The following is an 11,728-nucleotide window of genomic DNA, read 5'->3' as shown; positions in this document are numbered from 1 at the left end:
AGGCATCTGGAATCAATCAAAACGGAGGGTGGGTTCCGGGCAAGGACCTAAGGGGGTCCAAGCCGGGGGAAAAGCGGATGCCATACCTGTCCATCCGTGGTGCACGACTGTACTACGAGGACACTGGGGGAAGCGGGGAGCCGGTGCTTTTCAGCCACGGGCTGCTCTGGGACTCCCGCCTGTTCCACCGGCAGGTGGAGGCCCTGAGGGGCCAATACCGGTGCATCGTGTACGACCACCGGGGCCAGGGGCTGAGCGAGCCCCCGCCTGGCGACTCGGTCATCGACCTGCGCACCGTGTACGAGGACGCGGTGGCGGTCATCCAGGCGCTGGGGCTGGCGCCGTGCCACTTCGTGGGCCAGTCCATGGGGGGCTTCGTGGGCCTGAGGCTGGCCGCGAGGCACCCGGAGCTCCTGCGCTCGCTGGCGCTGCTGGACTCGTCCGCCGCGGCGGAGCTGCCACTGACGCTGGCGCGCTACCGGGTGCTGACGACGCTCACGCACTGGCTGGGCCTGAGGCCGGTGGTGGACCGGATCATGTCGCTCTACTTCGGGCGCACGTTCATGCGAGACCCGGAGCGGGCCGCGGAGCGGGCGTTGTTGCGCCGGCAGCTGGTGGCGAACCCGCGCGCGGTGTGGCGCGCGATGCAGGGCGTCATCCACCGCCGCAGCGTGGAGGGAGAGCTGCACCGCATCCAGACGCCGACGTTGGTGCTGGTGGGGGACGAGGACGCGGTGACGGTGCCGGAGGTGGCGGAGCGGCTGCACCAGCGCATCCGGGGCGCGCGGCTCAGGCGGCTGCGCTGCGGCGGGCACATGTGCATCCTGGAGCAGCCCCAGGCGGTCAACGTCGCGCTGGGGGACTTCCTGGAGGATGTGGAGCGCACCTCGCTCCAGGAAGAGGTGCTGGCGGCGGTGAACTAGCCCCGGGCCTCGGGCTCGCGGCAGACGGCCTCCGACGCCTCGTCGGTGTCCGAGGGCTGCACGGAGGCCTGCGGCTCGGACAGGGCGACCGACGGGATGCAGATGCCGTACTCGCCACACGTGATGATGTGGCCAGCATCCAGACAGGCCTCGGTGCACCGCACCCGCTCACAGTAGTCGTTGGTGCAATCCGGCGGCCGGGCGCTGGCGGTCAGCGGCGCGAGGAGGAGGGCGGGAACCAGGAGCAGGGATCGGCGGAGCAGCGTCATGAGGCACCTCGGGGTGGAGTGGCACCACTGCGGCTGAAGGCTGTCGATGAGACGAAGACAGCCCGGCGCATGCTCCCCCGGAACTCAATGACAGAGCAAACCCCGCTCCTGGAGTCGGTGAGGAAATTCATACGAAACCCAATCGCTGTCCTGGTCGCGATGGAGCGCAAAAAACTGCTCAACGTCAGATCTCGCGGAAAGATCCGTGAAGGCTGGATTCGATGACGCGGCGTCCCGTCTGGATGACAGGCCAAACGCAGGGCGGTGGAGGGATGTCTGTCTTCACTCCGCGCATCTGGCACAACCCATGAAGTCGCCCTCTTTCTGAACGCAGATCCAATCTAGCGCCTGAACGCCCGCTCAGTATCTTGATCAGGCGTGAGCTACGCCGAGCTGGTCTGCCGGTCCCACTTCTCCTTCCTGCACGGCGCCTCCCATCCGGAGGAGCTGGTGGCCACCGCGGCCCGGCTGGGGCTGTCCGCGCTGGCGCTGACGGACCGGGACGGGCTCTACGGTGTGGTGAAGGCGCATCTCGCGGCGAAGGAGCACGGCGTGAAGCTGCTCCTGGGCGCGGAGCTGACGCTGGAGGACGGCCCTCCGGTGGTGGTGTACGCGCGGGACGCCACCGGGTACTCGAACCTCTGCCGGCTGGTGTCCCACGGCCGGATGACGCACCCCAAGGGTGAGGCGGGCGTGCCGTGGCGCAAGGTGGCGGAGCACGCGTCGGGGCTGCTCGCGCTGCTCCCGGGTCCCGCGCCGCTGGAGGCGGTGGCCCCGCTGGCGGAGGCGTTTCCCGGCGGCTTCCACGTGGGCCTGAGCCGCTCGCTGTCCGCGGGGGACGCGGCCCGGGAGGCGCGAGCGGAGGCGCTGGCCCGCGCGCTGGGCGTGCCGCTGGTGGTCCACAACGACGTGCACACGCACCACCGCGACCGGCAGGTGCTCCAGGACGTGCTCACGGCCATCCGCCACGGGGTGACGGTGGATCAGGCGGGCACGCGGCTGTTCCCGAACGCGGAGCGGACGCTGAAGTCCCCCGGGGACATGGCGCGGCTGTTCGCGGACCGGCCGGAGGCGCTGGCGCGCACGGTGGAGCTGGCGTCGCGGTGCGAGGCGTCCCTGGACGCGCTGCACTACCGCTTCCCGGAGGAGGACCTGCCGCAAGGCCGCACGGCGGACGAACACCTGCGGGCGCTCACGGAGGTGGGGCTGCGCACGCGCTATCCCGGGGGCGTGCCGCCCGCGGTGACGAAGCAGATCGACCACGAACTGAGGCTCATCGCGGCGCTGGACTTCGCGGGGTACTTCCTGTCGCTGTGGGACATCGTGATGTTCGCGCGGGGGCGGGGCATCCTGTGCCAGGGGCGGGGCAGCGCGGCGAACTCGGCGGTCTGCTACGCGCTGGGCATCACGGCCATTGATCCGGTGCGGATGGGGCTCTTGTTCGAGCGCTTCCTCAGCATGGAGCGCAAGGAGCCGCCGGACATCGACGTGGACTTCGAGCACGAGCGCCGCGAGGAGGTGCTCCAGTACGTCTACGAGAAGCACGGTCGCCGGCACGCGGGAATGGTGTGCGAGGTCATCTGCTACCGGGGGCGGCTCGCGCTGCGCGAAGCGGGCAAGGCGCTGGGGCTGTCGTTGGATCAGGTGGACCGGTTGTCCCGGGTCGCGTCGTCGCACGGCTTCCAGGTGACGCCGGACGTGCTTCAAGAAGCGGGGCTGTCACCGACGGACGGACGGGTGCTGCGGACGCTGTCGGTGGCGAAGGAGTTGGAGGGCGTGCCCCGGCACCTGTCCATCCACGTGGGCGGCTTCGTGATGACGCGCGAGCCGCTGGTGGACCTGGTGCCGGTGGAGAACGCGGCGATGCCGGGCCGCACGGTCATCCAGTGGGAGAAGGACGACATCAACGCGGTGGGCCTCTTGAAGGTGGACCTGCTGGCGCTGGGCATGTTGACGGCGCTGTCGCGCTGCTTCGCCTTGATTCAAAAGCATTACGGCCGCGAGCTGTCCCTGGCCACGGTGCCGCCGGAGGACCCGAAGGTCTACGACATGCTGTGCAACGCGGACACGGTGGGCGTGTTCCAGATTGAGAGCCGCGCGCAGATGAACATGCTGCCGCGGCTCCATCCCCGGGAGTTCTACGACCTGGTGGTGCAGATCGCCCTCATCCGGCCGGGGCCCATCGTGGGCAACATGGTGCACCCGTACCTGCGAAGGCGGCACGGCCAGGAGCCGGTGACGTACCCCAGTGACGAGGTGCGCGGCATCCTCCAGAAGACGCTGGGCGTGCCGCTCTTCCAGGAGCAGGCGATGCGGCTCGCGATGGTGGCGGCGGGCTTCAGCGCGGGAGAGGCGGACGGCCTGCGGCGGGCCTTGAGCCACAAGCAGGCGGAGGCGCGCATCCTCCCGTACCGGGGCCGCTTCGTGGAGGGCTGCGAGGCGAGGGGCTACACGCGAAAGCAGGCGGAGGAGTGGTTCGACCACTTCCGGGGGTTCGCGCACTACGGGTTCCCGGAGAGCCACTCCGCGAGCTTCGCGTTGATTGCCTATGCGTCCAGCTGGCTGAAGTGTCACTACCCGGCGGCCTTCACGGCGGCGCTGCTCAATTCACAGCCCATGGGGTTCTACGCGCCGCACACGCTGGTGGCGGACGTGCAGCGGCACGGCGTGGAGGTGCGGCCGGTGGACGTGCGCCGCTCCAGCTGGGACTGCACGTTGGAGGACGGGGCGGTGCGGCTGGGGTTGAGGATGGTGCGGGGGCTGGGCGAGTCCTCGGGCCGGGCGGTGGAGACCGCGAGGCGGGGGGACTACACGAGCGTGGGCGACCTGGCGCGGCGGGCGCGCATTCCCCGGCATGAACTGACGCGGCTGGCGTTGTCAGGGGCGCTGGCGTCGCTGTGCGGGGCGCGGAGGCAGGCGCTGTGGGAGATCCAGGCGCTGGGGCCGCTGGACTCGGACGACCTGTTCTTCGGCATGCCCATGGATGGTACGGCGGTGCAATTGCCGCCCATGGGAGTCCAGGAGCGGGTGGTGGCGGATTACGACACGGTGGGGCTGTCGCTGGAGAAGCACCCGCTGGAGCTGCTCCGGCCCACGTTGAAGCGGATGGGGGCGGTGACGGCGGAGGGACTGAAGCGGGTGTCGGCGGGGCGGCCGGTGAAGGTGGGCGGGATGATGATCTGCCGGCAGATGCCGCCCACGGCGAAGGGGATCTGCTTCATCTCGCTGGAGGACGAGACGGGGATCGCCAACCTGGTGGTGCCCTCGGAGGTGTATGCGCGCTGCAGGCAGGAGATCCACGGCGCGCTGTTCCTCGTGGGGGAGGGGATGCTGGAGCGCTCGGGGAAGGTGACGAACGTGAAGACGCGCAGCGTGGTGTCCGTGCGGCAGTGACGTCCTCACTCCGCGTCAGGCTGCTCCATGGGCCGGGACACCCGGAGCGTCGTGGTGGCGGGAGGCGTCGGATGCTTCGGATTGAGCGTGACGGTCAGATCGAGGCAGTCAGCCTCCTGAGCGCCTCTGCGGCGGTAATTGAACAGGGGGAAGTCGACATCCGCCTCCAACCAGGTTCCGGGCTCCAGCGTCATGAGCTCTTCTGGAACCCTTCGAGGAGGAACCCCAAATATCTCGATCGACACCGGGGAGGGGGCGTCGCAGTCATGGACCTCGGTCACCTGCAGGACCTGGTTCTCGACAAGCCGTCGGTCCACCGTGATGGCTCCCTCCTCGGCGCCCACCAGGATGCGCCCGGAGAAGGTTGAACCGTCATAGCGAGGAGATTGGAACTTGATGAACGCACGAGGGGCGGAGGCGGTGGGGGATGGCGGCTGTAAAGGGACGGCACGGCACCCGGGCCCCAGAATCAGCAGTGTCGCGAAGACCATCCGACCGGAGTGGAGCATCTGCACGTGAGCTCTCCTTCGTTGCTGGGGACGCCATCCCTGGAGCAAACGGGGTGTCCATGCGGCAGTGAGACGTAGGAACACGGCGCTACATCTGCACGTCTGTTCCCGTGATCCGTGGGTGAGGGGGCGGGAGGACCCACGGGGGCATGGAACAACCCGTATTGCTAGCGATATAGGTTGCTTCTGTCTGGAGTGTAGTAGCGTGGATCAGAACGGGAGGGTACTCAGTGCGCAACAGTCTTCGGTGGTTGGGGTCGCTGCTCGATCGCGTGGGCCTGTCTGAAGTGGTGGAGGAGGCGAGCGATTGGGTGCGGTACTACGCGCAGGGCAAGCCGCCTGTGAGCGAGCCCGCGCCGACCCGCGTCTCCCGTCCGGTGCACTCCGAGGCTCCGCGCGCGTCCGTGCATGAGGTGATTCAGTCCCTGCGCAACGCGATTCCGGAGCGCCAGGTGGACGCGACGGTGGTGGAGGTCCCCTTCGAGGGCCGCATGGAGCTGGCGCCCGCCGCCCGCCGCAAGACGGCGCCCAAGGCGAAGAAGGCCGCGAGCAAGAAGAAGAGCGCGGCGAAGAAGGCCCCCGCCGCGAAGAAGGCGGCGCCCGCGAAGAAGAAGAGCGCGGCGAAGAAGGCCCCCGCCGCGAAGAAGGCGGCCGCGTCCGGATCCGCGAGCGAGGACGCGGTGTCGGTGCTGGAGACCGCGCTGCGCGGCCACGCGCGCCAGAAGGACCTGGTCTCCGCGGGCAAGGAGAAGGACCAGCTCCTGCGCTCGCTGATCCCGCTCTACCTGGCGAAGTCGCTGGACGTGGAGGTGACGTCCGGAACGACGTCGCGCTTCTGGAGCGGGCTGGGCGTCACGTACGCCGCGCCGAACGCGGCCAAGGCGCTGCGCCTGCACGCCGGCTACGCCCAGGACACCAAGAAGGGCAAGGCCATCACCGCCAAGGGCATCCGCTACGTGGAAGACGCCCTCGCGCAGGCCGCGAAGTAGCTCCTGCCGGACCTGATGCCGCGTCTTCGCTGCCCACCCAAGCGCGGCATCCGCCGTGTTTGGGCCTGGGCAGCGATTGCTTTCATGGTGTCTTGCGCTACGAGTGGGCTTCAGCCGGAGACCCAGTCTGGCTCAAGCAAAGCCATTCCCTCTGCAGCCTTTGCGTGGCCGGAGGATGTAGAGCCCATGGCGACGCTGGATGGACCTGCCATCCTGGCGTCCCATGCGGCCCTTCAGGATGTCGTGAGCCGGTTTCCCAAGGCGCGCCGGAATGAATGCATCTTCACGGCGCGAGCCCTGGAGGTCGTCGTCGGCAAGGGGAAGGGCGTCTACATCGTCCGGGTGAACCGGCGTGTCGATCACTGCGAGGGAATCGGACCCGGTGGCAACTTCGAGCTCGACTGGTTCGAGCTCTATGCCGTCTTGCCCGAGGGCCGGATCATCGAGCGATATCAGTACGCGCCTTGAAAAGGACCACGGGCGCTCCCGGGACGAACCCCGGGAGCGCCCGTGTCGTGTGACGTCAGGGCTTCAGTACGCGAAGCACTGCACCCCCGCGTCGTTCGGGAACGCCGGGGAGGGGATGGACGCGGGGTCATCGCAGTAGCCCGCGTGGTAGGCGACGTTGCAGACCGTGCCGCCGTCGGTCTCCGTGCCGCTCCCCGAGAAGGTGTTGGGATACGAGCCCCACACCGGACAGCCATAGTCACTGCAGTACGTGTGGATGCCGTTGTAGCAGGAGCCCAACGTGGACTGATGTCCGGGCGACCCGGAGATGTCGATGGCGTGGTGGAACTTGCGCAGCTGGTTTCCGTAGATCCAGCTGTTGAGGGTGTTGGACGTTACCACGCCAATGTCTCCCCCAGCCGGAGCACCCTGGGAGTCGAAGATGTTGAACCCCACGAAGCCCCAGTTGACCCGGTACAGCGTCATGCCCAGCTCGTTCTTGTAGAAGCGGTTGTCCCGGACGTAGAGGTGGTCGATGAAGCCGCGCAGCGGATCCGTCTGGGCGAAGTAGGACTGCGCCGCGTCGAACATGTGCTGCCTCAGGTCCAGCACGTGCTGGAAGCTCTGGAGCTCCGCGGGGTGGTAGCCCACCAGCCGCTGGAAGGTGCAGTCATCCGCGTGGGCGTACTGGCTGCCGTCCGTCAGGAAGCCCAGCTTGAAGCCCGACACGAAGTTCTCCGTGTAGGTCGTGGACTGCGAATAGGGCAGGTGCCCGTCGGTGCTCATCCCGAAGAAGTTCTCCGCCGCGGTGGGCTTGCGGACCGCGACGTTCTTGAAGACGTCCGTGTGACCGCCCACCACGTTGATCGCCACCTTCACGTCGCAGATGGAGTTGTGGTGGACCTGCGAGCGCGCGTTGGGGTTGCCCAGGAACTCGTACGGATGGACCGCGCAGTAGCTCGGCGTGCCCCACTCCGTCGTCGGCGCCACGCTCACGCAGTAGGCGTCCTCGGGCCGCGGGCTTCCGTCCTCCAGATCGTCATCGTCGCCTGCGTCGCCCCCATCGAACACGTCCGGCGCGGGGCACCCCCCGTCGACTCCCCCGTCGACGAATTCGGGAAGCGGGGTGGTGCCATCGGCGTTGCAGATCTTCGGACGGCAGTACTGCGCATGCTTGCTGAAGAGCATGTTCTTCCTGAAGGCGCCCTCAGGGCATCCCCCATCCGTCTGTGTCGGGCCCAGGGTGAGCTTCACTCCAGGCACCGTCTGACATTGAGGATCCTCCTTGATGTAGACAGTGTTGAAGCCAAACGAGATGGCTCCGCCCACATGGGCGATCTTCAAGTGGTGCAGATTGATGGGGGCCCCCGTCGTGTTGTTCGACTGCTGGACACGCACCCCCACGGTCACCAACCGGTGGCCGCTGAGGAAGTCCGCGGGCAGTGTCGCCGCCGTGGGCTCGTGTCCATCCAGGTCGAGGATGGAGTTGAGGGTGTGGCCCCGGGACGGGCAGTCCTGGGCCCGGCTGTACCCGACCCGCGTCGTGCCCGACAGGGTGAGGTACGAAACGCTGACGTTCGCCAGCTGTTGGGCCGCGGGAAGGGTGGGGTCGTCATCCACCAGGACCAGGGCCTCGAGCGTCACGGCGCTCGGGACGTTGATGACGGTGGGGGCCGTGTCGTACTGCTGCGAGCCCTCCAGGTGGATGCCACTGGGGACATGGAGGCCCACGCCGTAGTTAAGGGAGCCATTGATGGGATAGTTCGGGGCCGGGATCTTGGTCTGATCCGTGATGGTGATGACGCCCGGATCGAGCACGACCTTCGGGTAGCCATTCTGCTTCGCCCAGTCGATGGCCTTCTGATACCAGATGCTTCGGGGCCCCGTCGTGGAGACCACCGTGTTGTCATTGGCGCAGAGGATGCTCGAGTCACCCCGGCAGGTCAGTCCCATCTGGCCGGGAGCGCAGAACGAATTCTGGTACCACCCATTGGTGTCGTAGACGCGGGCGCACATCACGCCGGGCAGGGTGTTCGGGTCGATGGACACGCCGGCATCGAAGATCCCCCCATCGCCACCAGGGTAGCCCGGCAGATTGGAAATCTCCGGCTCCTCCATGGCGACCACGACGCGGCTGTCAGTGCCGCCATCGGACACGGAGTCGGGTTGAGGCAGGCACCCGGACGCTAGAATCAAGGGGAGGGTGAAAGACAGCGCCTTCCCCATGGACTGGCGGAAGGCAACGAGAGAAGCAGGCAAGGCCATTGGCATTGCCGGCCTCATATTCCGAATACCTGTCAAAAACCAGACGTCAGCCCGCCAGCTCCGAGCGCGAACCCGGAATGGCAGGGTTGTCCGTCCGCCGGTACGTGGCCACCACGGAGTACTTCGTCTCCGCCGTATGGTTCCGGCTCGCCGCGTGGAACAGCCGCGCGTGGAAGAGCAGCACGTCCCCGGGGGACAGCCTCACGTACGTCGCGCCTTCGATGAGCGCCGCGTTCTCCGGCAGGTCCGGCCGCAGGAACAGCTTCGCGTCGTGGCGCTCCGGCGCGAACTGCATCCGGTGCGTGCCGGGCAGCACCTTCAAACCGCCGTTCTCCGGCGTCTCCGTGCCCAATGCCAACCACGTGGAGATGAGCTCCGGCCGCGTGAAGGCCCAATACCTCACGTCCTGGTGCCACCCCGTGTCCGAAGAGAAGCGCGGCTGCTTCGTCATCACGCAGTTGTGGTGCGCCCGCGCCTGCACCACCGGCCCGTCCAGCAGCTGCCCCAGCGCCTCCCGCATCCGCGCGTCGTCGAACCACGCCGCGAACAGGGGCGAGCGTCCATGTGCCTTCAGCAACCGCCGCACCGTCCGGCCGCCCTCGGCGTCGATGCTCGCCGGCGAACCCGGATAGGCCACGTGGGCCTCGTACTCCACCGGCCCGTCTCCGGATGCCAACTGCTCCAGGATGACGGCCCGCATCCGCTCACACGTCCCACCGTCCACGAAGGACGGCAGGACGAGATACCCATCGGTGGCGAAGCGCTGGCACTGCTCGGGGCTCAGGACGGACATGGCGCCCGCTTCTTAACGAGGGCGCCCGCCGCATGCACCTGTCGCGATGCTCAGCCCAGGAGCCGCGAATCATCCAGGTCGATTTCATCCTGGATGAGGTCCACGCCGTTCTGCCGGAACCGCCGCGCCGCCGCCCGGCTGCGCGGGCCGTGCCCGTGCTCCAGGCACCACTGCGCGTGCTCGCTGAGCAGCGCCAGCTCCAGCGTGCGCCCCAGCGTCAGGGAGAAGCGCCGCGCCCCGGCCTCCATCGTGGTGGGGTTCGCCATCGCGCCGGACACCCAGGCCCGCGCGTGCTCCAGCGCGTCGTGCGCCGTCTTCACGCACGGCCGCAGGCCCGCGTCCGTCACCTTCGACAGCCGGCCCTCCACCTCGTGGAAGAACGCCTCCAGCGTGCCTTCCTTCGCCAGCGCGCGCAGCGAGTCCAGCGACAGCACGTTCGTCGTGCCCTCCCAGATGGACAGCACCTGCGCGTCCGCCTGGATGCGCGGCAGGCCCGTGTCCTCCACGTAGCCCGCGCCACCGAAGGACTCCGTCACCTCCGACGTGATGTGCACCACCTGCCGGCCCGTGGTCAGCTTCGCCAGCGGCGTCACCAGCCGCTGCAACAGCAGCTCCTGCTCCGTCGCCGTGCGCGTCTCCAGCTTGCCCAGCAGCTCCACCCCGCGGAACGCCAGCAGGAAGCCCGCCTGGAACTCCGCCTCCAGCCCCGCCAGCGTGTCCATGTGCAGCGGCTTCTCCGACAGCGGCGCGCCGAACTGCACCCGGCGCTTCGCGTAGTCGTGCGCCAGCGCCATCGCGCGGCGCATGCTCCACGTGGCGCCCATCGCGTTCCACGTGCGCGTCACGTTCAGCATCATCGCCATGTTGCGGATGCCGTCCGTCAGCCCCGCCACCGGCACCGCCAGCGTCCCGTCCAGCGTCAGCTCCGCCGTGGGCACCTTGCGCGTCCCCAGCTTGTCCTTCAGCCGGTTGATCTGGATGCCATTGAGCCGGCCCTGCGCGTCGCGCGTCTCCACGAAGAAGAGCGCCAGCCCCTTGCCGCCGGGGCCGTTGCCCGTGGGCCGCGCCAGCGTCAGCGCCATCTGCGCCGTCGTCGCGGACGTGAACCACTTCGTGCCGTACAGGCGCCAGCCCTCGGGAGACTGCCGCGCCTCCGTCAGCGTCAGCCCCACGTCCGAGCCACCCGTGCGCTCCGTCATCCACTGGCCCGACGTCCAGAACGTCGCCGGATCCCGCGACGTCAGGTGGGGCAGGGCGTGGTCGATGAGGGCCTGGTTGCCCAGCGACAGGAGCGAGCGCGCCGCGCCATCCGTCATCGCCAGCGGGCACGAGTAGACGTCCAGCGACGGCTGCACCAGGTAGTTCAACGCGAACTGGTGCACGCGGCTGAGCGCGCCGTTCTTCTGCTCGTAGGCCACCGCGACCAGGCCCTTCTTCGCGGTCAGCGCCTCAGCTTCCTTCCACAGCGGTGACACCTCGATGTGGTCGATGCGCTGGCCCCACGGGCTCCACTGCGTGAGCACGGGCTCGTTCAGCCGGTCGCGCTGCTGGAACTCGTAGAAGTACTTGCCTCCCAGCTCCCCCAGCTCTCGGAAGTCATCCTGGAGCGAGCGGAACATTTCCTCCGGAAGGGTGCGGGCGAGATAGCTCTGGAAGAACGTGTCGTCGTCGTACTGGTTGCCTAGACCGGGGGGCGCCTGGAAGAAGCTCATGGCCCGAAGTTAACACCGCTGACACGACGGTGGGGTACAGTGACCTCCCCCTCCCGCCGGAGCAGTGATGACCGACTTCTTCCGCAGGCCCCCACCTGGCCCAGGTCCGTCTTCCCCCGACGCGGAGCAGGACGACAATCGCAGCATCACCCCGCTGGAGACGCCCGCCGCGCCAGCGAACCCTGTCCTGTCCGCGCCGCCCCGTCCTCGCACGCCCCCCACCGCTGGCATGCCCCTGGGCGGAGAGCAGCGGACGGAGCCCACCCGCTCCAGGGCGGCGCAGCCCGCGCCGCTGCCGTCCGTCATCTTCGACCCGATGCCCCGCCCCCGCGTGCCGCCCGCGGGCGTGGCCCCGCAGGGAGCGCCGCCGCCCTTCACCGAGGAGATGCTCGACGTGCAGACCGAGCGGCGCACCGCGCCCCCCGGCC

At 68.5% G+C, this 11,728-nt stretch carries 9 protein-coding genes and 1 pseudogene; 5 read left to right on the top strand and 5 right to left on the bottom strand.

Annotation, left to right across the window (positions count from 1 at the left end):
- The first annotated feature begins 77 nt into the window (after window positions 1-77).
- Complete coding sequence (locus tag D7V80_RS01080; protein ID WP_120586401.1) at window positions 78-923, top strand: alpha/beta fold hydrolase; 846 nt, start codon at window positions 78-80, stop codon at window positions 921-923.
- Here D7V80_RS01080 and D7V80_RS01075 read toward each other — a convergent pair.
- Complete coding sequence (locus D7V80_RS01075) at window positions 920-1,192, bottom strand: hypothetical protein (RefSeq protein ID WP_120586400.1); 273 nt, start codon at window positions 1,190-1,192, stop codon at window positions 920-922. The two genes, D7V80_RS01080 and D7V80_RS01075, sit on opposite strands and share 4 nt — an antisense overlap.
- A 378-nt stretch (window positions 1,193-1,570) precedes the next feature.
- On the opposite strand from D7V80_RS01075, the gene D7V80_RS01070 reads away from it, so the two are divergent.
- Window positions 1,571-4,585 carry an error-prone DNA polymerase gene (locus tag D7V80_RS01070; RefSeq protein WP_120586399.1) on the top strand — a complete coding sequence of 1,005 codons (3,015 nt, stop codon included), beginning with the start codon at window positions 1,571-1,573 and terminating at the stop codon, window positions 4,583-4,585.
- Window positions 4,586-4,590: 5 nt separating this feature from the next.
- Here the strand turns inward: D7V80_RS01070 and D7V80_RS01065 are convergent, their stop codons facing one another.
- Complete coding sequence (locus D7V80_RS01065; RefSeq protein ID WP_120586398.1) at window positions 4,591-5,100, bottom strand: hypothetical protein; 510 nt, start codon at window positions 5,098-5,100, stop codon at window positions 4,591-4,593.
- A gap of 224 nt (window positions 5,101-5,324) precedes the next feature.
- On the opposite strand from D7V80_RS01065, the gene D7V80_RS01060 reads away from it, so the two are divergent.
- Together D7V80_RS01060 and D7V80_RS01055 are read left to right on the top strand one after the other, a co-directional pair.
- Complete coding sequence (locus tag D7V80_RS01060; RefSeq protein WP_233585059.1) at window positions 5,325-6,083, top strand: hypothetical protein; 759 nt, start codon at window positions 5,325-5,327, stop codon at window positions 6,081-6,083.
- A gap of 186 nt (window positions 6,084-6,269) precedes the next feature.
- Window positions 6,270-6,551, top strand: coding sequence for a hypothetical protein (locus D7V80_RS01055; RefSeq protein ID WP_120586397.1), 282 nt, complete (start codon window positions 6,270-6,272; stop codon window positions 6,549-6,551).
- A gap of 63 nt (window positions 6,552-6,614) precedes the next feature.
- Here the strand turns inward: D7V80_RS01055 and D7V80_RS01050 are convergent, their stop codons facing one another.
- From D7V80_RS01050 to D7V80_RS01040, 3 genes are all read right to left on the bottom strand, one after another.
- Window positions 6,615-8,687 carry a hypothetical protein gene (locus D7V80_RS01050; protein WP_120586396.1) on the bottom strand — a complete coding sequence of 691 codons (2,073 nt, stop codon included), beginning with the start codon at window positions 8,685-8,687 and terminating at the stop codon, window positions 6,615-6,617.
- Window positions 8,688-8,841: 154 nt separating this feature from the next.
- Window positions 8,842-9,588, bottom strand: a complete 747-nt coding sequence (locus D7V80_RS01045) for a phytanoyl-CoA dioxygenase family protein (RefSeq protein ID WP_120586395.1) — start codon at window positions 9,586-9,588, stop codon at window positions 8,842-8,844.
- A gap of 50 nt (window positions 9,589-9,638) precedes the next feature.
- Window positions 9,639-11,300 (bottom strand): acyl-CoA dehydrogenase family protein, encoded by a 1,662-nt coding sequence (locus tag D7V80_RS01040; RefSeq protein ID WP_120586394.1) that lies wholly within the window; start codon window positions 11,298-11,300, stop codon window positions 9,639-9,641.
- Between the two features lie 67 nt (window positions 11,301-11,367).
- Between D7V80_RS01040 and D7V80_RS01035 the strand changes: the two are divergent.
- Window positions 11,368-11,728: pseudogene (locus tag D7V80_RS01035) on the top strand (ATPase); the annotation flags it as partial.

Source organism: Corallococcus sp. CA054B (assembly GCF_003611625.1).
Taxonomy (GTDB): domain Bacteria; phylum Myxococcota; class Myxococcia; order Myxococcales; family Myxococcaceae; genus Corallococcus; species Corallococcus coralloides.
The sequence above is the reverse complement of the archived record's forward strand: the minus strand, read 5'-3'. Positions and strand labels throughout refer to the sequence as shown.

Coding starts and splice junctions, on each gene's coding strand:
- D7V80_RS01080 (WP_120586401.1), top strand. CDS start 78: ATGCCATACCTGTCCATCCGTGGTGCACGACTGTACTACGAGGACACT.
- D7V80_RS01075 (WP_120586400.1), bottom strand. CDS start 1,192: ATGACGCTGCTCCGCCGATCCCTGCTCCTGGTTCCCGCCCTCCTCCTC.
- D7V80_RS01055 (WP_120586397.1), top strand. CDS start 6,270: ATGGCGACGCTGGATGGACCTGCCATCCTGGCGTCCCATGCGGCCCTT.
- D7V80_RS01045 (WP_120586395.1), bottom strand. CDS start 9,588: ATGTCCGTCCTGAGCCCCGAGCAGTGCCAGCGCTTCGCCACCGATGGG.
- D7V80_RS01040 (WP_120586394.1), bottom strand. CDS start 11,300: ATGAGCTTCTTCCAGGCGCCCCCCGGTCTAGGCAACCAGTACGACGAC.